Source organism: Persicobacter psychrovividus (assembly GCF_036492425.1).
GTDB lineage: Bacteria > Bacteroidota > Bacteroidia > Cytophagales > Cyclobacteriaceae > Persicobacter > Persicobacter psychrovividus.
Genome location: NZ_AP025295.1, coordinates 1 through 20,152, shown reverse-complemented (window position 1 = coordinate 20,152; position 20,152 = coordinate 1). Strand labels below are relative to the sequence as shown.

At 41.2% G+C, this 20,152-nt stretch carries 16 protein-coding genes; 6 read left to right on the top strand and 10 right to left on the bottom strand.

What is annotated here, in order from left to right; translation table 11 throughout:
* Positions 1-73: 73 nt before the first annotated feature.
* The gene (locus AABK40_RS18900) at positions 74-2,284 is read left to right on the top strand and encodes a patatin-like phospholipase family protein (RefSeq protein WP_338398965.1); all 2,211 of its coding nucleotides are present in this window, start codon (positions 74-76) and stop codon (positions 2,282-2,284) included.
* Here the strand turns inward: AABK40_RS18900 and AABK40_RS18895 are convergent.
* The 5 genes from AABK40_RS18895 to AABK40_RS18875 form a co-directional block, all read right to left on the bottom strand.
* Positions 2,257-2,841 (bottom strand): glutamine amidotransferase-related protein, encoded by a 585-nt coding sequence (locus AABK40_RS18895; protein ID WP_332920217.1) that lies wholly within the window; start codon positions 2,839-2,841, stop codon positions 2,257-2,259. The genes AABK40_RS18900 and AABK40_RS18895 overlap by 28 nt on opposite strands.
* Positions 2,842-2,926: 85 nt before the next feature.
* The gene (locus tag AABK40_RS18890) at positions 2,927-3,442 is read right to left on the bottom strand and encodes a hypothetical protein (protein WP_338398964.1); all 516 of its coding nucleotides are present in this window, start codon (positions 3,440-3,442) and stop codon (positions 2,927-2,929) included.
* Between the two features lie 141 nt (positions 3,443-3,583).
* Positions 3,584-4,858, bottom strand: a complete 1,275-nt coding sequence (gene aceA, locus AABK40_RS18885; RefSeq protein WP_332920215.1) for an isocitrate lyase — start codon at positions 4,856-4,858, stop codon at positions 3,584-3,586.
* Positions 4,859-4,955: 97 nt separating this feature from the next.
* Positions 4,956-6,548: a malate synthase A gene (gene aceB, locus AABK40_RS18880; RefSeq protein WP_338398963.1), complete on the bottom strand. Its 1,593-nt coding sequence runs from the start codon at positions 6,546-6,548 to the stop codon at positions 4,956-4,958.
* A 205-nt stretch (positions 6,549-6,753) separates the two neighbouring features.
* The gene (locus AABK40_RS18875) at positions 6,754-7,581 is read right to left on the bottom strand and encodes a hypothetical protein (protein WP_332920213.1); all 828 of its coding nucleotides are present in this window, start codon (positions 7,579-7,581) and stop codon (positions 6,754-6,756) included.
* Positions 7,582-7,809: 228 nt separating this feature from the next.
* Between AABK40_RS18875 and AABK40_RS18870 the strand changes: the two genes are divergently transcribed.
* From AABK40_RS18870 to AABK40_RS18860, 3 genes are all read left to right on the top strand, one after another.
* A complete protein-coding gene (locus tag AABK40_RS18870; protein WP_338398962.1) occupies positions 7,810-9,309 on the top strand; it encodes a helix-turn-helix domain-containing protein in 1,500 nt (499 codons plus the stop codon).
* A 1-nt stretch (position 9,310) separates the two neighbouring features.
* Positions 9,311-10,621 (top strand): S41 family peptidase, encoded by a 1,311-nt coding sequence (locus AABK40_RS18865; RefSeq protein ID WP_338398961.1) that lies wholly within the window; start codon positions 9,311-9,313, stop codon positions 10,619-10,621.
* 223 nt (positions 10,622-10,844) lie between these two features.
* Entirely contained in the window at positions 10,845-12,206 is a 1,362-nt protein-coding gene (locus tag AABK40_RS18860) for an MATE family efflux transporter (protein WP_332920210.1), read from the top strand.
* Between the two features lie 40 nt (positions 12,207-12,246).
* Here the strand turns inward: AABK40_RS18860 and AABK40_RS18855 are convergent, their stop codons facing one another.
* The gene (locus tag AABK40_RS18855) at positions 12,247-13,365 is read right to left on the bottom strand and encodes a response regulator (protein ID WP_332920209.1); all 1,119 of its coding nucleotides are present in this window, start codon (positions 13,363-13,365) and stop codon (positions 12,247-12,249) included.
* Between the two features lie 200 nt (positions 13,366-13,565).
* Between AABK40_RS18855 and AABK40_RS18850 the strand changes: the two genes are divergently transcribed.
* On the top strand, positions 13,566-14,276 hold the full coding sequence (locus tag AABK40_RS18850) for a metal-dependent hydrolase (protein WP_332920208.1): 711 nt from the start codon (positions 13,566-13,568) through the stop codon (positions 14,274-14,276).
* A gap of 5 nt (positions 14,277-14,281) precedes the next feature.
* On the opposite strand, the gene AABK40_RS18845 is transcribed toward AABK40_RS18850, so the two are convergent.
* The 4 genes from AABK40_RS18845 to AABK40_RS18830 form a co-directional block, all read right to left on the bottom strand.
* Positions 14,282-15,094 (bottom strand): alpha/beta hydrolase, encoded by an 813-nt coding sequence (locus AABK40_RS18845; RefSeq protein ID WP_332920207.1) that lies wholly within the window; start codon positions 15,092-15,094, stop codon positions 14,282-14,284.
* Between the two features lie 125 nt (positions 15,095-15,219).
* Positions 15,220-15,909, bottom strand: coding sequence for a spondin domain-containing protein (locus tag AABK40_RS18840; protein ID WP_338398960.1), 690 nt, complete (start codon positions 15,907-15,909; stop codon positions 15,220-15,222).
* A 94-nt stretch (positions 15,910-16,003) separates the two neighbouring features.
* Complete coding sequence (locus tag AABK40_RS18835) at positions 16,004-16,816, bottom strand: ion transporter (protein ID WP_332920205.1); 813 nt, start codon at positions 16,814-16,816, stop codon at positions 16,004-16,006.
* A 177-nt stretch (positions 16,817-16,993) separates the two neighbouring features.
* Positions 16,994-17,527, bottom strand: coding sequence for a GNAT family N-acetyltransferase (locus AABK40_RS18830; RefSeq protein WP_338398959.1), 534 nt, complete (start codon positions 17,525-17,527; stop codon positions 16,994-16,996).
* A 163-nt stretch (positions 17,528-17,690) separates the two neighbouring features.
* Here AABK40_RS18830 and AABK40_RS18825 point away from each other — a divergent pair, with 163 nt between their 5' ends.
* Positions 17,691-19,916, top strand: a complete 2,226-nt coding sequence (locus tag AABK40_RS18825) for a sodium-translocating pyrophosphatase (RefSeq protein WP_338398958.1) — start codon at positions 17,691-17,693, stop codon at positions 19,914-19,916.
* Positions 19,917-20,152: the final 236 nt, after the last annotated feature.

Sequence of the window (20,152 nt, the reverse complement as noted above, 5' to 3'; positions counted from 1 at the left end):
CAAGGGAATTTTACACTTATTCCACTATAATACCTAATTTAGAAATTAAATTAATAGCCTGCTACCTCATTTTATGTCTCTTTCAAATAAAAATATACTTGTATCCCTGTTGATGATCCTCGGCTGCTTATGCTCCCAGCGCACGATGGCTCAGGTCAGTAAACAGAAACTTCACCGACCAAAAGTTGGCGTCGTTCTTTCAGGAGGAGGAGCGAAAGGATTAGCGCATGTTGGAGTATTGAAGGTTTTGGAGGAGGCTGGCATTCCTGTAGATTATATTGCGGGAAACAGTATGGGCTCAATTGTAGGCGCATTATATGCTATGGGGTATTCCGCTGATGCCTTAGATTCCCTCGCACGGGTAACACCATGGACTAAAATCCTGGCGGATCAGATCGACCGAACCAACCTCAACATTGAGGAGCGAGAGAACTATTACCGCACCTTCATTCAATTAAATTTTGACAAAAATGGGGTTCAACTTCCTGGAGGACTGGTCGCGGGACAAAGTGTGACCAATTTGCTGAATGAGCTTTGCGTCCCTGTCTATAATATACAAGACTGGAGTAAATTACCCATCCCCTTTAAATGTGTCGCCACTGATATTGTAACTGGTAAGGCCGTCGTGCTTGATCATGGATATTTACCTGATGCATTGCGGGCCAGTATGTCGATACCAAGCTTTTTCACCCCTGTTGAACTGGATGGAAAACTGTTGGTCGATGGCTTGGTTATTAATAACTACCCCGTGGATGTGCTGAAGGAAATGGGGGCTGACATTATCATTGGAGCGGATGTTCATGGAGAATTGGCCAAAAAGAAAGATCTGAACAGTATGTTTGCGGTCCTTAACCAGAGTATGTCTTTTTACGGGGAGCAAAACTACCTGAAAAACAAACACATGGTGGATTTAAATATCCGACCGAATTTGGGTAAACTTGGCCCGAGTGATTTTGATCAGGTCGATTCTCTGATCACCCTCGGAACAAAAGCCGCAGAATATTACCTTGATGATTTGTATATGCTCGGCGATTCTCTGAAAGAATTCAAAGATTATCAAATAAAGCAACATCATCAGCTTCAGGCTCCGCATCTTAAAGTCAATAATGTGGAGTTTATCGGTGCTAAAAAAGTTTCCAAAAGGCGGGTGAAAGATCAAAGAATCATTCACAAGGGCGACAGCATCAATTTTCAAACCTTAAAAGCCAACGTTGACCGTTTGTACGCTTCGGGCTTTTACAACAAGGTATCCTACAAAGTATTGCCTTCGGCAGATTCCAGTTCCGCAGATATTCAATTTGATACTGAGCCCGCTGTTCCAGGCACCATCGGCATAGGTGTTCATTATGATCCTGATTTTGGTCCAGCGATCCTTTTTCAGGCGGGCTATAATAATTTACTGACACGGGATAGCCGTATGAACCTCGCCGTTAAGATTTCCAAAAATCTAAGGATAAAATCAGAATACTGGTGGTATGGCCAAAAAAATATTGACTATTCTTTTGGGCTTGACTTCGACCAGTTCAGGCAAACATTTCAGTTTCAGGCTTTATTAAATGAATATATTATTAATTCATTCACCGTTGACCTGACCGCACACGGAAAGCTTTCCAACGATGTACTCATAAGCGCGGGACCAATCGTGGACTTTTTATCAAGAACCAGTACTTTTGAGAAAGAACTCGGGGTAAAAGATTCTACCAATGGTGTATATGTTGGCGGAAAAATGGTTTTGCTCAGGGATAACCTCGATCAGCCGCATTATCCGCATCGGGGGAGCCGAGTGAGGGCCGATTTCAGACTGACCAAATATCTCGGCAATCAGCCAATCAATCTGTTGATGAATGTGAAAGCTGAAAAAGCCTTTCCGCTGTCACATAATGGTACATTAATTTTAAATGGGATGATTCATGTTAACAGCACTGAAGTGGTTCCTGCGGCCTACTTCGCACTGTTGGGTGGACGAGGCGATAATTTTAAATTGCCTGGTATTCATTCACTGAACGGTTTCCATGCAGGTGATCATCGGCTTGCGGCCCCCAATGCCCTGATGGCTAATGTTACTTATCAGCAAAAACTGTTTAAGAAAAATTACTTGCAGATTCATTTTGATGCGGCAAAAGTAGAGCGAACCCGCTCGCAGCTTTTCCACATTACCGACCTGAGCACCGCAACCTCACTGACTTATGGCTACAATTCGTTTATTGGCCCAATTGAATTTACTGGAAGCTATAATTCTCAGCACCGCTTCCTGGCCTATCTTAACATTGGATTCTGGATATAGCTGTTCGCTAAATTGAAGAAGTTTTTAAAAATGGCTGTCCCCAGGGTTCCCGAGAGTTCAGGGTTAAACATCACGCCGTAAATTGGCCTGAAATGGTGCGCAATGGCTTCTACTTCATAATTTCTGCTTGAAGCAACTTTCTGAAAACCTGCGGGTAGGGTAATCCCTTCGCAATGATTGGTTTTCATGTCGAATTGATAGGAAAAATGAGAAAGAATAGCGTGATCGGTATGCCTCGTCATGGTTGTATAGTCCCTTTCACAGACTCCTTTGTAAATTTGAGCACGATAACTCTGCCCAATAATTTGCATGCCTCCGCCGATTCCCAAAGTGGGCATGTCGGAGGTCATTAGAAAAGCAAACTTTTCGCGGAGAGCTTCAAACTCCCCATCGGTAAAATTCATGTTTGTGCCAGAAATGATCAAAGCATCATGGTCGGGCATCTGATCGGCCTCAAATTCCTGTAAACCCACCATCATCATTTTACTTCTAAACCGCCTGACTTCCCTCACAATATCAGGCACCGATACACTTCCGCAGTCAATAATTATTACCATAATGATCTAAGCCATTCAACATTAATTTGATTAAAAAAAGGCCGTCAATAAAAATTAACGGCCTTAAAATATATAATATTAATGATTAGAACTTTTTCTTCACATCATTAATTGCATCGTTGGCGCCATCTTTGGCATCATCTGCCGCGTCTTCAATGGCGTTACCTGCATCTTCCGTTGCATTCTCAATTTTGTCACCAGCATTATCAATGGCATCTTTCGTGTCATCAATAGCTTCTTGCCCTTTGTCCTGTGCGTTATCCATCGCATCGTTGGCATCGTTTTTAGCGTCCTGCCATGATTCTGAAGCATTTTCCTGCATTTGCTCTTTTTCTTTTTCAAGCTCCTGCATTCTGGTCTCCATTTCGGCTTTTTGCTCCTCAGTGGCGTTTTCCATGTTGCGCCCAATTTCCTCCATTTCACTGTCGATGGAGTTCATGGCATCATCCATATCGTCTTGCACTGAATTCAAATTATCACCAAGTTCATCATTAATGTTCTCGATAGATTCTTGCGCTTTTTCTTTAGCTGACTTGTTTTCTGAACAGGAATAAAGTCCAGCTATAAAACAAAAGGCAATTGCAAAAGATAGCTTTTTCATCGTTAGTGGTTTTTTAGTTAAATATTTTCATATCACTCTGGTTAGAAGTGCATGAATAGTACAAGTAGCCAAACTTTAGTTTTCCTAAAATGTTTATTTGCCTCCTGATATTACAATTAAAACCACTAATTACTTCATTGCTTAAAATTGCTCCTGCTCTGTGGAACCATTCATGGCGGTGGTTACAGCCAGGCCTTGCGTTACGGTATTTTGAACCGCATCAAAATAAGTTGTGCCTACAAACGACTGATGTTTCACCGCGCGGAAGCCTTCTTCACTTTGTAAAGCGAATTCCTTTTCCTGCAATTCAGAATAGCCCGCCATCCCACGCTGTTGATAAGCTTTGGAAAGTTCGAACATAGAGGTATTTAGGGCGTGAAAGCCTGCCAGGGTGATGAATTGAAATTTATAACCCAAGTCCGCAAGCTGTTCCCGAAAAGTCGCCATTTCAGCGCGCGTCAAGTTTGCTGCCCAGTTAAAAGACGGGCTACAATTATAGGCCAGCATTTTTCCAGGGTACTTCGCATGGATGGCCTCCGCAAAAGCTTTAGCCTGCTTGATGTCGGGCTTCGAGGTTTCCAGCCAAATCAAATCACAATAAGGCGCATAAGCCAGCCCACGGGCAATCCCTTGCTCCAAGCCATTTTTTACATAGAAAAAGCCCTCTGTACTGCGCTCTCCAGTAATAAATTCATGGTCACGTGCATCAATATCTGAAGTTAATAAATTCGCTGCATCGGCATCTGTTCTGGCAATAATGATGGTTTCTGTTCCCATAACATCAGCGGCAAGACGCGCAGCCACCAACTTATTAATGGCTTCCTGAGTAGGAACCAAAACTTTCCCACCGAGGTGTCCACATTTTTTTGCTGATGACAACTGATCTTCAAAATGCACCCCCGAAGCCCCTGCGTCAATCATGGATTTCATCAATTCAAAAGCATTCAAGTTTCCTCCAAAACCCGCCTCGGCATCGGCAATTATTGGCACTTGATAATCAATTTCCCCACCATGAATAAACTGAATCTGATCTGCCCGACGCAATGCACTGTTAATCCGTTTTACCACCATCGGCACAGAGTTTACAGGGTACAAACTTTGATCGGGATACATTTCCCCCGCCAGGTTTGCATCAGCAGCCACCTGCCAGCCCGAAAGATAAATAGCATCAAGACCCGCTTCCACTTCCTGAATTGCCTGATTACCAGTTAAAGCGCCCAATCCAGCGACAAAATCCTGACTATTCAATTTCTGCCAGAATTTTTCCGCCCCCCATTTCGCAAGGCTGTTCTCAGGTACAATAGATCCTTGTAAGTTAATCACTTCTTCTGCTGAATAGGGTCTTTTTACGCCATTCCAACGTGAATTTGTTTTCCATTCATTAATCAATCGGGTGATTCTTTCTTGCTTTGTCATTTTTTATGTAGATTATAAGTAGGGAAATTAATTTAGGTTAAAGTTGCCCGTGAGTTTCCATTTTAGGCGACTCACGGGTTTTATGTTTTTCGGCGGATTACAAATATTCATAAGCCACTGAAGTGAGGAAATCTTCAAGCTGATCAGCCTTTGTCATTTGGTCAAATAGTTTGGCTGCGAGAGCGAAATTTTCTTTTTCGAAACAGTCCGCCCCATGAATCTCACGGATTCTTTCTTTCGCTTCTAAAGTGGCCTGTTCATAAACCGCCCATTCCACTTTCCGCCCGTCAGATAATAATGCAGTGGGGTGATGCAGCCATTGCCAAAGCTGGGTACGGCTGATTTCAGCGGTAGCGGCATCTTCCATTAAATTGTAAATCGGAACACAACCATTACCCGCAAGCCAGGCAGCAAGGTATTGGACCCCCACATCGATATTTTTCACCATTCCTTCAAAAGTGATTTTGCCATTGGGCACTTCCAGCAAGTGCTCATCACTCACTTTCACATCTCCACGCTCAATGTGCAGGTTGTTCATTCTTTTCATGTGTTGATCAAATGCTTCCCGAGCTACAGGAATTAGCCCAGGATGCGCCACCCAGGTCCCGTCATGACCAGCTTTGGCTTCTCGCAGCTTATCCTTTTGCACTTTATCCATTGCCTTTCCATGAGCATGTTCATCATTTTTAATGGGGATTTGTGCAGCCATACCGCCCATTGCGTGCACATTTCGCTTGTGACAGGTCTTGATCAACAAATCAGAATAAGCTTTCATGAAAGGCATATTCATACCTACCAGCTCTCGGTCAGGTACTAAAAAATCAGCATGTCCTTGCAGTTTTTTGATATAGGAAAAAATATAATCCCAACGTCCGCAATTAAGACCAGCGCTATGCGTACGAAGCTCAAAAAGAATTTCATCCATCATAAAAGAGGCTGTAATCGTTTCGATCAGAACCGTAGCCTTGATGGTTCCACTTGGCACTGCCATATAATCCTGAGCAAAGTCAAAAACCTCATTCCACCAGCGCGCCTCCAGATAATGTTCCAATTTTGGAAGGTAAAAATAAGGACCCGTTCCTCTGTTTTTTACCAGTTGGTGATTGTGAAAAAAGTAAAGGCCGAAGTCAAAAAGTGCCCCAGAGATTTTCTGACCATTGATCAACAAATGCTTCTCATCAAGATGCAAGCCTCGTGGCCGAACGAAGAGGGTGGCGGTTTTTTCGTTGAGTTCATAAGATTTTTGAGAAACAGGATCGATAAAATCTACCTGCCGAGCATTCGCATCGCGAAGATTAGCCTGCCCATCGATCATGTTCTCCCAGGTAGGTGAGGTGGAATCTTCAAAGTCTGCCATAAATACGTCGGCACCTGAGTTCAAGGCATTAATCACCATTTTACGATGAACAGGCCCCGTAATTTCAACCCGCCGTTCGAGTAAATCAACAGGTAATGGCGCTACCTGCCAATTACCCATTCGGATACCTTTTGTTATTGGGTCAAAATTTGGTAAAACACCTTGGCTAATTTTATGCTGATGATTTTTTCGCTGCTCTAATAGGTGTTGTCTTTTCACTTCAAAATGATGATGCAGTTCGGACAAAAACTGTAGGGCTTCCTCGGTTAGGATTGCGGCCTGTGCGGGGTGATTCTTCAAAAGGGTAGTAACGGATTTGGTATGGTTAGTCATAAGTTTTGTATTTGTGTTTATTAACAATAACGGAAGTTAGAGAAAATAAACTGATTTGCGAAAATTCGCTAATACATTTATTTACGCTTTCATCCTTAAAAACCTACATACGTCCGAATCGCTACTAACCGTCGAAATAAAACTTGGCCATCCTCAGAATTTAGCACAAAAAAAAGCCCTCCGAAGAGGGCTATAAAAGGAAACTTTACTTGAGCTTTATAAGGGGCTTTCCCCACCACTTTTTGAAAAACCGTTGTCGCAGGGAAACTGAAATTGGGTATAGGAAAAAATTTCGGTCTTCGACTAATGCCAAACTGCCAAACACCGATTCCCGAACAACTTTCCAACCCAGGCTTGATACCGTATCGAAAAAATTCCGATAGGTATTCATATCAAACGAATATTTTGAAAAATCTATTAAAAGGTACTCGACACTGCTCATTTTGTCTGCAGCATCCAGCTCCTGAAGCACTATCTGACTTTGCTGATTTAAAGGTAGGTGAAACACATCAATTTTATCTGCTGGCAAAACGGCACTTAATTTATAACACGCCACCCGATTTGAAACATCACCATTGATTGCCGTGTAACCCTCATAATCAAGGGCTTTACCATAGTATAAGGTAATATCTGTCAGCTGATTGCTTTCAATATTTCTACGAAGCAACTGATACAATTTAAAATCAGACTCAAAAGCGATAATCTGTGCCGCAGGAAAACGCCATTTATAAAAAAGTACTGCCAGGCCCTCTCCTGCTTCTAAATCCACAATAATTGGGTTCGTAGAATTGACGGGAAGCCAAAACTCTTCTGAGGAGAAAATACGATAAAACAAACGCTTTACCTCTTGTAAATTCAAAGCATAAAACTTAAAACCCAAATACTGAAACGAGATAACTTTACTGCTCTTTCTGCGGCTAAACCAACCCAGTTTTGAGGCAAATCGCACCAGCTGAATGCCTTCAAGGTAAGTAATTTGCCCGCGTCGAAATAACTTTTTTATAGTGGTCGAAAAACTGTATGCTTGTTCCATATATTTTTAAATCTATGGATATAACCAAAAGTTGTGGGCGATTGTGAGTGCTCAACCCCTAAAAATTGTAAAAAGAATAATTATCTGACATAAACAAATCTACAGCCCATAAGGCTTTCCTCCTTTCGCTGAGCGATTCCACTTCAGCGAATTTTCACAAAAAGGAAGCGCCCCCATGGATTTATCAAAGAAAATTGTATCTTTCAAGCATTTACCATATAGCTATCGATGATCGTGAATATTAGTGAAGAAGGAATCAAAATAATTCTCGGCCTGAAGGTCAGAGAATACCGCACCAATTTGGGTCTTTCCCTTACTGAACTTGCCAAGCAAACGGGACTGAGCATTTCTTACCTGAATGAAATCGAAAAAGGAAAAAAGTATCCTAAGACCAAAAAACTGATGGACTTAGCCTCTGGTCTTGGTGTTTCCTATGACGATCTGGTGGGTTTAAGACTCAGTAAAAAAATGGAGCCTATCGGCACTTTGCTCAACTCCAATGTGCTGGAAAACCTACCATTGGAAATGCTTGGACTGGAGCTGAATAAACTGGTAGAAATCATTGCCTCTGCGCCAACAAAAATTAATGCCTTTATTTCCACCCTGATTAAAATTTCGAGACGATATAATATGAGTGAGGAGGATTTTAACCTCGCTGCTTTGCGTTCCTATCTTGAAATGCATGAGAATCACTTCGATTCCATTGAAAGGGATGTTGAAATATTTATGCATAAGCATCAAATCAAGGTGACTGATAAAGTTTCGTTTCATCAGTTGGCCACCATCCTGCATAAAGATTATGGCATTCTGATCAATGATGACAAACTGAGCCACTTTGAAGAATTGAAAAACTTACGCTCTGTAATGGTGGACGGTGAACGACCAACCTTATATATCAATGCAGACCTCAGTGAGTCCCAAAAAATCTTTGTTATTGGTCGTGAACTTGGCTATCGGTTCCTGGATATTCAAGAACGCGAATATACCTACTCTTCGATAGAAACAGGCTCTTTTGAACAGGTACTGAACAACCATAAAGTAACTTATTTCTCAGGGGCATTAATCATGAATCGAGAAAGCCTTATGCAGGACCTTGAGGCATTTGCCCAAAATGAACGATGGAACCCTGAGGCGTTCACCAAACTGATGAATCAGTACACCTATTCCTCGGAAACTTTCATGCATCGGCTAACCACCTTGATTCCGACCTATTGGGGTATTAATAACCTTTTCTACCTGCGCTTTTACCATAATCCCGAAAATAAGCAATATTCTGTGACGAAGGAGTTGCATTTCTCGCGGCATCATACGGCACATGCGATTGAAAATGGCGAGCACTATTGTCGACGTTGGAGCTCCATCCGTATTTTCGACGAATATCAGGAATTAAAGGATAAAGGTCAGGCACCCGACGCTCATTTCATGGTTCAGCGCTCTCAATACCAAGACTCAGGGGAAGAATATTTCGTTATATCACTTGTAAGGCCGTCGAGTGTTGGTGAGGATGCAGAAGTAAGTGTCAGTATAGGTTTTACCTTCAATGATGTGTTTCGCGAGCGATTCAACTTTTGGGATGACCAAAACATCCCTATATACACAGTGAATGAGACCTGCGAACGTTGCTCCATGAAAACCTGCAAAGAGCGCGCTTCCAAACCTATAGTATTAGAAAAAGCCATTGCCAAAGCCAAAATCATCGGTCAGTTATCTGCCTTGAAAAATATTTGATATGTTTAAGAAATCACTTTTACTCCTACTCTTAATACCCTTCGCCTTTTCGTGTTCCGACCCCTTTGAAGATGCCAACAATGCTAACATCGTTGACACAGATAAGGGTCAAGACAATATATTCGATTACGTCAATAGTATTATGCATGACGAATACCTATGGTCTGAAATGAGCCCATCGGTATCGAACCCACAAAGGTATTCCACCCCCGAAGCCCTTTTAGAAGCGCTAAGGTACAGAGATGACCGCTTCAGTTTTATCAGCGAGGAGTTTAATAGCAGCAATGCCCGCATTTCAGAAGAGAACAATTTTGAAATTGAAGTGGGTTCTGGGTTAATCATTATTGCGACCCCAAACTACGATGCTTTCTATATTATGAATGCAACAGAGGGAACCCCAGCCTATAATGCAGGAGTGCGCCGAGGAGATCAAATTCTTACCATCAACGGCAACCCGATTGACCGTCAGAATTATGGTATCCTTTATTCTCAGACTCAGGGTACACCAATTCAACTTACCGTTAAAAGAGGAACTCAAGATCTTAATTTCAGTTTTAACATCGCCCGTATCAATGCAGATTTTGTAGGCCCTGTTACTGTATTTGACGATGGGCAGGGTCACAAAACGGGATACATTAATTTTGAAAGTTTTAAAACTGTAGCCGAAGAACCCTTAAAAGCCGCTTTCAGAAGATTTGAAGCTGAAGGGGTGAACAATCTTATTTTGGATCTCAGGTTTAATGGAGGAGGACTGGTGTCATTAAGTGCCAAACTTGCCGCCATGATTTATCCGCAGGCTACAAGTAGCGATGTCTTTCTAAAACAGACCTACAACGATAAATATGCTAACGAGAACCGAAATACCCTCTTCAATCCACAAAACATCAACAACAATTTTCAGAAAGTCGCCATTATTCAGGATGCTTATACCGCATCAGCCAGTGAAACCATCATTTTCTGTCTTCGCCCCTATTTGGGGAATAAGCTGTTAAGTTTCGGTACTGAATCAGTAGGTAAGGACGTAGGCTCGGTGTTATTCAATAAGTTCGGCTACAATTTCTTCCCGATTGTATTCAGGATTACCAATAAAGACAATGAAGGCGATTATGCCCAAGGCTTAGCGCCTGATATTGAAATTGGGGAGTCGGTATTTAACCTTCAAAACTTTCCATTAGGCACAAGAAATGAAGCAAAAATATCTGCGGCATTAAACTGGATCGAAAATGGGCAAGTCAGTAACCTGAGAACTAAAGCATCAGAGCAATTAATCCTGGGTAAATATCCTTATACCACCAATTTAATAGATCAGTAAAAAGACCTGGCCCCACCAAATTATTTATCATCTGTAGGCCATTCTTTTATAGTCTGTGCACGGATCTATGACGGGCCAACTCAAAAAACGCTGCAATAATATATATTGCAGCGTTTTTTTTGCTGTTGGTGGAAATTAATCAAATCTTAACAAGAAAGACCGAAACATGACATCAATCATGCTTGAAAAGCCCTAAATTGCGACTTACACGGAAATAAACACCATGAGTAAAGAAAAAATATTAAGAGAATACCCTATTAATAAAGCACTCCTTCAGTTATCACTGCCTGCCATGATTGGTATTATGGTGATGGCCATGTATAATATTGCTGATACCATGTTCGTTGGCCGTATTGTTGGCACAGAAGCGATTGGAGGTTTATCTATTGTCCTCCCCATTACCATGCTGATCGCGGCAATCGGGATGTCTATAGGCATGGGGGGAGCGAGCATCATCTCACGCCACTATGGTGCGAAAAATGTAGAACAAGCCAGGCGGACTTTCGGTAATTTGTTAATTCTCGCAGGGGGAATCGGACTGGTTACACTCGCCGTTTCCCTGTTGGCTGCTCGACCAATTTTAACCATTTTTGGGGCTAAGGGAGCCATTTTTGATGAAGCACTGAATTATTATAAAATCGTCATTCTTGGTGCTCCTTTTATGGGATTAGCCATGATGGGCAATAACGTCGCACGATCAGAAGGGGCCTCAAAAACAGCCATGTATGCGATGCTGTTTTCCGCCTTTCTGAATATCATCCTTGATGCATTATTCATGATCACCTTTAAAATGGGCATTGCAGGAGCAGCATGGGCAACATTTATTGCACAAGTAGCCTCGGCAGCCTATTTAATGATCTTTTTCGCCAGTAAGAAAAGTATTCTTTCGCTTTCACCCGCTTATTGGACTCCAGACTGGGCCATTATCAAAGAAACCTTTTCTATAGGATCCTCAACCCTTGCCCGACAGGGTGCTGCGGCCATTATCGCCGCAATGATCAACAATTCTCTGGTACACTTTGGGAATGAATTTTACGTGGCAATTTACGGACTGATTTACCGTGTGATGATGTTTACCTTCTTCCCGATGATTGGTATCGTTCAAGGTTTTATTCCATTGGTGGGATATAACATTGGAGCAAAACTGTTAGACAGGGTAAAACTGACGCTGAAAACCTCTTCCATAATGATCACTGCAATTTCGGTGGTGTGCTTTGTGTTGATCTTCATTTTTGCGCACCCTATCATGAGTCTGTTTTCAAAAGAAGAACGGTTAATTACTGCCGCGGCCCACACCTTGAGAATTATTTCTATCTCACTACCTGTAATTGGTATTCAAATGCTCGGGGCCAGTTATTACCAGGCTATTGGCAAGGCGTTACCTGCATTGTTCCTGACCCTTTCCCGTCAGGTGATTTTCATCATTCCGCTGATCATCATTCTTCCACAATTTTATGGTATTGATGGTGTTTTCTATGCTATTCCAATCGCTGACTTCTTAGCATTTATATTGACCATGTTTTTTCTGGCCAACAGCTGGAAAAAATTGAGCAGCCAAATTCCTTCAGCTGCTCATAACGTGTAATCTAATTTTCGGGTGATTTCTTAACCTGGAAATAAAGCAACTATGCTTTAATATCTGCTTTGGTAAACAGTTTTCCGATATGTGCCTTGGACAAAGGTTTATTGATAAAACCCTGAACAATATCATATCGGAAAGCTTTCTTCTCATCATTGGTATCAATGGATGAGGAGAGCATAAATATCCTTGTTTTTTTCGGGTGAGGCAATTCCAGTAAGTGGTCCAAAAACTGCCAACCATTCATTTCAGGCATATTAATATCAAGTAACATTAAATCTGGCGCCTCAACCTTAAATGCCTGTAAAGCATCCATGGGATCAAGGAAAGTTTTAATATCGATATCCGTCAGGTTTTTGGATAAAATTCTTGCATTGATTTTATGCTGAAAAGGATCGTCATCAATTAAAAATATAGACTTAATAGATTCCAGATCCCCTTCATTGATGGTTTCTACTACATGGTGAATGCGATCATTCAACTGATGAATAGATTCATCCAATACTCTTGCAGAATGCTTGATTAAATCTACAAATTCATCATCAAGCATAATTTCTTCTTCTTTTGCCAGATCGAGCAAACCAAGAATGTTACATAAAGGAGCTCGAACCTTATGACTCGCAATAAAAGAAACGTCCTCAATTTGTTGATTCTTCTTCCCGAGCACATTATTGAGTTCTTCGATTTGTCCCTTTAACTCGCCAACAGTTCCTGTACCATCATCTCCCTGATCAGAAATTTTCTCAAGATTTATTCTCAGATCATCCAACTGCGCTTTCAGGGAATTTACCCGATGAATCTTTTGATTCATTCGACTTTCAATTGCCTCTTCGACTTCCTGAAAGGTAAAAGGCTTGGTAATAAAATCATCCGCTCCTGCATTCATCCCCTCTCGAAAATCCTGACGGCTCGCTTTGGCGGTAAGAAACAGAAAAGGAATATGGTGATGTTTTTTCTCGTTCCGAAGTACATTAAGGAACTCATAGCCATCCATCTGAGGCATCATCACATCACAAATGACCAAGTCTGGCTTAAATGAATCGTACAACTCCAAGCCCTCAATACCATTGGCAGCACCAGCGACTTGGTATTTTTTAAAAGTCAAAAAATCGACCAGGTTTTCACGAATGTGATGTTCGTCTTCAACGACTAAAATTTTTACCATGACAATATAAATAGAAACACGTTTAATCTTTCAACTATATTTTTGCACGATGTTTACATAGACAGGCGCATAACCATGTAATAAATACGGTTATTTTAAACAATTAATTTCCATAAATCGCCAAACACCTTTCCGACCGTCATTTTTTTGGTTAGATTTGCGTCATTACAAAATAGTTTCATGCTTGAAATAACTAATCAATGGCAAACTTTGGAACACATGCAACAGTAGGTGCAGGCTGTGGCGCAGTATTAGCACTCAATTATATGGCCACAGAATCCCTAATGCCGGCAATTGGCTTGGGTTTACTCTGCTTTATTGGAAGTATTGCTCCTGATGTAGATTCAAAAAATGCAATTATTACCAAATATTTTTTTAAATGTCTTGGTGTAAGTTTAGGCCTCTTCTTATGCTTTATTCTAAAACCAGTCTTAAACTTCCTGGAGCTGTTACCTTTACTGGGCTTAACCGTAGTGCTTACGATGTATATCGTTAAACCAATCTTCTTTAAATTCACACGACATCGGGGCATTTTTCACTCCATCCCCATGGCCCTACTCCTTGCCTTATCAATCGGCTATGCCTTCAAAGTGACGAACCAGTATCATGTACTGTTCATTACTATAAATGGCTATTCGAAGGCATTTATCTTTCGCATCATCTCCTCCTTTTTCATAGGCTATATGGTTCATTTGACGCTCGATGAATTGTATAGCATTATGGGAATGAAAAAATCACTGGGAACAGCCATGACCATATTCAACTTCAAAAAGCCATGGCCTTATATGGCCGTTTGGGCAGCAACAATCACAATTGGGCTATTTATTTGGGAGTCATCCTACACAGAAAACCTGATGTATGTGACTTCGGCTTGTAAATGGGTGGCTACGCAAGTTCAGCACCTGATTTAAATTACTTAACCCTTTTTTCGAAAGAATCTGTCGAAAAATAACATTTGGTATTCAATGCTATTGGACCAATATTTCCAATTATGCCCTCCAGGACGGATGGTGAAATCATGCGGAACTCCTTCCCTCATCAGTTTGCGGTGCACTGCTTTGTTAACGCCATAAAAGAAATCTTCATCACCACAATCCATGATAATTTTAATGTCCGTTCCAATCAATTGATCCACCATATTGATCACGGCCCGAGACTCCCACCGATCAGGATACTGCTCGATGGTCCCTATTCTTTTGGAAATGTCCCATTTTGTAGCGAAAGGACGAATATCAAGGCCCCCACTCATGGCTCCTATTGCACCAAATGTTTCCTGATGACGAATACCGAGGTAGAATGCGCCATGACCTCCCATACTTAAACCCGCAATCGCCCGATGGGCTCTATCTGGCAAGGTTTTGTAATGCTGATCGATATAGGTGATCAATTCTCGCATGATATAGGTTTCATATTGAAATTTAGGATCAATTGGGCTGTCAAAATACCAACTATTGAAACCGCCTTCAGGGCATATCACGATTATTTTATGCTGATCCACCAACTGCTTGATATTCGGGGCATTTTTTATCCAGCTGCTGTAATCTCCAAAAGCACCATGGAGTAAATACAGGACAGGGTAATGTACATTCCCTTTTCCTTCAGGGGAAATCACTACATTTTTAATCATTGTTTTCATGGCAGCTGACCGAACCTTGATGGTATCAACTTGTGCAGAAAATGCTAATTGGCTAACGGCTAAAAAAATAACCAGAAAAATAATCCGTTTCATAAAAAAAAGGTTGAGTAACTTAATGGAAAGTTATCAACCTATTGGTAAAAGAGAAAATTATAAGCGTATAATCACAGCCTTTAGCTGAAAAAATAATCGCAAAATGGCTATGCGAAAAATCAGCCTTACTTTTTCTTAAAAGTTACACTTGCAATGGTGCCGATAAGTTCTATACCATCACCCAACGGAGCGCTGACAAACATACTGATATTTTCTTTGGGATCAGTAGGCGCATTTGGTGAGGTATAGGTCGATCCGCTATCAGTCCCGGCGTCATATACAGGTAATTCTTCGATTGTTTTCATGCTCACGAATTCACCATTTTCAAGCAAAGAAACATTTACCGCTCCTACATACCAATCAGGGCTCGGCGCAACCATCGTTACCAATGAAACCATCGGATATTGATTATTAACCTTGATTTCGACCGTAATGGCACCTACGCCACTGCCTGACACACCACTTCCGGTCACACTCTGCAACCCTTCGCCGTCCGCAATCATCTTATCCAGTTCCGATTTCATCGTACTTGTACCACCCGTTTCAGCCATAATTTTAATCCCCTCGGTGGCCATGGTTCCAATTTTCAGGTAGTCTGTATCTTTATGAGACCATCCAATAAGTGGGGAAAAATGAGGGTTAGAAGGATAATCTGCTGGGAAATTTTTTTCACTCCAGTCAAATGTAAAGGTCACTTCATAAGTGGCCTCAGTAGGATTTGGGGTGGTCGAATTGTTGTTATCGTCGCTACAGCTTGAACTTGAAATAAGTGCGAAAAACAAGAACAACAAAAAGGGTTGTTTTACAAGTTTCATAATCAGGTTTTTTGTTTAATATAATTTACGTAAGTCAAACGCTAAATTATATATAAAACTGATGATTTTAACTAAAATGAAAGCACACCGACATTTATAGCAAATGATGTCCGCAATATTTACAATAATGCGCATCAGCATCATGGCCCTCTTTACTGCAATGCTGACAAACCTGTGTACTGACCGTTTCAGCGACATTCTTTTTTGCACTGAATTCCACAGAAACAATGCCTGTGGGCACTGCGATAATCCCATACCCCAGCACCATTAATAAAGTCGCAATACTTTGCCCAATGACCGTTTGGGGAGCAATGTCGCCATAACCCACGGTGGTCATGGTTACAATCGCCCAATAAAAAGAGCGTGGAATACTGGTAAAGCCGTTTTCAGCCCCTTCCACCAAATACATAAAAGTGCCTAAAATTAGCGCAACCGTTAAAACAGCGGAGACAAACACAATAATCTTTGCTCGGCTCGCCCGCATAGCATCAACCAACTGTTGCCCCTCCCCTAAATACCTTCCGAGTTTAAACACTCGAAAAATCCGAAGCAATCGCAAAGACCGGAAAATGAGTAAAGATTGCGAACCAACAATAACCAGGCTCAGAAAAGTCGGCAAGATCGAAAGCAAATCAACAATGCCGAAAAAACTTAACATGTAATGCCTTGCTTTATTTACAAGCCAAACCCGCAAAATATACTCGAAAGTGAAAAGAATTGTCAGAACCCACTCGATCCACCGAAGGGCTACACCATAGACCTTATTAATTGTATAAACACTTTCTAAACTGACCACCAAAATACTCAGCAGAATCAGGATCAGTAAGACCACATCGAAGGTTTTTCCCGCTTTGGTATCGGCTTCAAATACTATTTCGTGAATTTTTCTTTTCAATGTCGCAGACATATAGAATACACATTTAAGATTGATGAGGGTAAAAGGACGATATGCTAATTATACAAAAAGGATCGCAAGTTATAACAATCTAATTCATTTGGATAAAAAAATTATTTTTATCCTAAAACTGATCGATAAATAGCGCATTTGCGCACTTAATAAGGTTTAAAATCAAGCATTTGTTACTTAATCAGCCACTGATAGTAACTTCTCATAACAATAATACTGCTCGGGCATCCAGGGCAGACTGATCTTTCCGACCTGTGTGAACCCACAGGATTGATAAAACTTATTTGCCCTGCGGTTATGTGAATAGGTATCCAAACGAATACTATCCTGATGATGAGCCAACGCCCATTCCTCAGCAAAACTCATCAGTAACTGACCTGCATCATCTTTTCTGAACGCCTTTACAGTTGCCAAACGGTGAACGGCTAAAAAATGCTTCCCATTCCATGAAATCTCACTATATGGGGGCGTGGTGATGGTATTTAAAACCACTGAGCCCGCATATTCCTTGTTTTTCTCTAATATAAAATACTGACTGTTGAGCAAATCAGTCTTGATCATTTCTTTACTCGGGTAATCCTTATCGAGCGGCCACTGCGCAATTTTCTGCTCACTCATTTCAATTTTTATCCTTTGAATATTATCAAAAATCTGATCAATATCATCGATTGTACCAAACCGCACCACAAATTCCTCAGAAATATTAAACATGTCGCATTATTTTTAAATAAACATGAAGTTTATCATCATTATTTATTGTGGAAATTTCTTTAATTTAATGCTCAATTCAAATTAATTATAGAATTATAGTTTTTTAGGATACCCTATAAAATACAATTTTTTTTGGTATCATTTTTTTAATTCATTCAACAGTATGGAAAATTTCATTTTTATTGTTCCTGTCTTGGGAATAGTAGGCCTTATCTACACCGCTGTAAAATCAGCTTGGGTAGATAAACAGGAGTCAGGGGATCAGAAGATGACCGAACTCTCAAAATACATTGCCGATGGTGCAATGGCATTTTTAAAAGCGGAATGGAAGGTAATGACTTACTTTGCCATTATCGCAGGATTACTGCTTGCCTATTCAGGTTATGCAGTTGATACTTCAAGCCCGGTGATTGCCATTGCTTTTATTATCGGTGCGGTATTTTCTGCTTTTGCAGGTTACATCGGAATGAAAGTGGCAACAAAAGCCAATGTAAGAACAACACAGGCGGCACGAACTTCATTAAGTAAAGCACTGAATGTTGCATTTACTGGTGGTGCCGTGATGGGACTTGGAGTTGCTGGTCTTGCAGTATTGGGACTTGGCAGTTTGTTCATCATTTTCTTTTATATGTTTGTTGGCCATGACGCTGGTGTAAATGGACATGAAATGCAAATGGCGTTGGAAGTACTTTCAGGTTTCTCCCTTGGAGCGGAATCAATCGCATTATTCGCTCGTGTAGGTGGTGGTATTTACACTAAAGCAGCCGATGTTGGTGCCGATTTAGTAGGTAAAGTAGAGCAGGACATTCCTGAGGATGATGTTAGAAACCCTGCCACTATTGCCGATAACGTTGGTGATAATGTGGGTGATGTAGCAGGTATGGGTGCTGACCTTTTCGGTTCATACGTAGCCACAATTTTGGCCACTATGGTATTGGGTAGAGAGATTGTTTCTAATGACCAATTTGGCGGAATGGCTCCAATCCTGTTGCCGATGGTTATTGCAGGTTTAGGTATTATTTTCTCGATTATCGGTGTACAGTTTGTGCGTGTGAAAGATGAAGAAGGTGATGTACAGCAAGCCTTGAACTTAGGGAACTGGTCGTCGATTATATTGACAGCAATCACATCATTCTTCCTTGTAAAATGGATGATGGCAGACACTATGACTATTCGTGGACATGAATTTACTTCAATGGATGTATTCTATGCCATTGTTGTCGGGCTGATCGTAGGTGCTTTGATGTCGATTATTACGGAATATTACACCGCAATGGGTAAGAAACCTGTGAACTCAATCATTCATCAATCATCAACAGGGCACGCGACTAATATTATCGGTGGTCTTTCGATCGGAATGCAATCTACAGCGATACCAATGTTGGTCTTAGCTGCAGGTATTTTCTTGTCAAATCATTTTGCAGGTTTATATGGTGTAGCCATTGCAGCTGCAGGTATGATGGCAACCACAGCCATGCAACTTGCCATTGATGCTTTTGGCCCTATTGCTGATAATGCAGGTGGTATTGCGGAAATGAGTGGATTACCTGAAATTGTTCGTGAACGTACTGATAAACTTGATGCCGTAGGAAACACCACTGCCGCAACTGGTAAAGGATTCGCGATTGCTTCAGCAGCCTTAACTTCTTTGGCGTTGTTCGCTGCTTTTGTTGGTTTGTCGGGCATTACTTCAATTGATATTTTTAAGGCTGAAGTCCTTTCCGGAATGTTTGTTGGTGCCATGATTCCATTCTTGTTCTCTTCCATGGCTATCGCGGCTGTTGGTCGTGCGGCAATGGCTATGGTGCATGAGGTACGCCGTCAGTTCCGTGAAATTCCAGGCATCATGGAGTACAAAGCAACTCCAGAATATGATAAGTGTGTAGCCATTTCGACACAGGCATCTATTAAAGAGATGGTTCCTCCAGGCTTGTTGGCTTTATTGACGCCAATCGTTGTGGGCTTTATCTTCGGCCCTGAAGTTTTAGGTGGACTTTTGGCTGGTGTAACCGCTTCTGGTGTATTGATGGGCATGTTCCAAAACAATGCTGGTGGAGCTTGGGATAACGCCAAAAAGACTTTTGAAAAAGGTGCCGTTATCGAAGGGGAGACATTCTATAAAGGTTCTGAGCCTCATAAAGCCTCTGTAACAGGTGACACCGTAGGAGATCCTTTCAAGGATACTTCTGGCCCATCGATGAACATTTTGATTAAATTGATGTCCATCGTTTCATTGGTAATTGCGCCAATGATCATCGGAATTGGACAAAGTGATAGCAAAACAGCCGAGCAACTTCCTTGTTCAAAGTCTTGCCAAAAAGAAAACTGTGCAAAAAAAGCCACCAATACTCCCGTGAGCTTTTTAGATGCTGAACATTCAATGAAATAATTTTATTTCATTTCAAATAATGAAGGGCGGCCAAATGGTCGCCCTTTTTTCGTGTAAGGTCTATGGGTATTTAGAAAAAAATAAACTGAAAATATTCCATTTGTAACAAATCAAACATTCAACAATTATTTTGAAGCATTGAGGGTATATTAAAGAAATATTAAAATCGCCTATTAGCCTTTTTTGCTCTGGCCTCTTAGTCCACAAATCTACATTTTCGCATACCCGGGGTCGAC

Bases quoted from the DNA above. Each gene is read 5' to 3' on its own strand.
- AABK40_RS18900 (WP_338398965.1), top strand. From the start codon at position 74: ATGTCTCTTTCAAATAAAAATATACTTGTATCCCTGTTGATGATCCTC.
- AABK40_RS18895 (WP_332920217.1), bottom strand. From the start codon at position 2,841: ATGGTAATAATTATTGACTGCGGAAGTGTATCGGTGCCTGATATTGTG.
- AABK40_RS18890 (WP_338398964.1), bottom strand. From the start codon at position 3,442: ATGAAAAAGCTATCTTTTGCAATTGCCTTTTGTTTTATAGCTGGACTT.
- aceA (WP_332920215.1), bottom strand. From the start codon at position 4,858: ATGACAAAGCAAGAAAGAATCACCCGATTGATTAATGAATGGAAAACA.
- aceB (WP_338398963.1), bottom strand. From the start codon at position 6,548: ATGACTAACCATACCAAATCCGTTACTACCCTTTTGAAGAATCACCCC.
- AABK40_RS18875 (WP_332920213.1), bottom strand. From the start codon at position 7,581: ATGGAACAAGCATACAGTTTTTCGACCACTATAAAAAAGTTATTTCGA.
- AABK40_RS18870 (WP_338398962.1), top strand. From the start codon at position 7,810: ATGATCGTGAATATTAGTGAAGAAGGAATCAAAATAATTCTCGGCCTG.
- AABK40_RS18865 (WP_338398961.1), top strand. From the start codon at position 9,311: ATGTTTAAGAAATCACTTTTACTCCTACTCTTAATACCCTTCGCCTTT.
- AABK40_RS18860 (WP_332920210.1), top strand. From the start codon at position 10,845: ATGAGTAAAGAAAAAATATTAAGAGAATACCCTATTAATAAAGCACTC.
- AABK40_RS18855 (WP_332920209.1), bottom strand. From the start codon at position 13,365: ATGGTAAAAATTTTAGTCGTTGAAGACGAACATCACATTCGTGAAAAC.
- AABK40_RS18850 (WP_332920208.1), top strand. From the start codon at position 13,566: ATGGCAAACTTTGGAACACATGCAACAGTAGGTGCAGGCTGTGGCGCA.
- AABK40_RS18845 (WP_332920207.1), bottom strand. From the start codon at position 15,094: ATGAAACGGATTATTTTTCTGGTTATTTTTTTAGCCGTTAGCCAATTA.
- AABK40_RS18840 (WP_338398960.1), bottom strand. From the start codon at position 15,909: ATGAAACTTGTAAAACAACCCTTTTTGTTGTTCTTGTTTTTCGCACTT.
- AABK40_RS18835 (WP_332920205.1), bottom strand. From the start codon at position 16,816: ATGTCTGCGACATTGAAAAGAAAAATTCACGAAATAGTATTTGAAGCC.
- AABK40_RS18830 (WP_338398959.1), bottom strand. From the start codon at position 17,527: ATGTTTAATATTTCTGAGGAATTTGTGGTGCGGTTTGGTACAATCGAT.
- AABK40_RS18825 (WP_338398958.1), top strand. From the start codon at position 17,691: ATGGAAAATTTCATTTTTATTGTTCCTGTCTTGGGAATAGTAGGCCTT.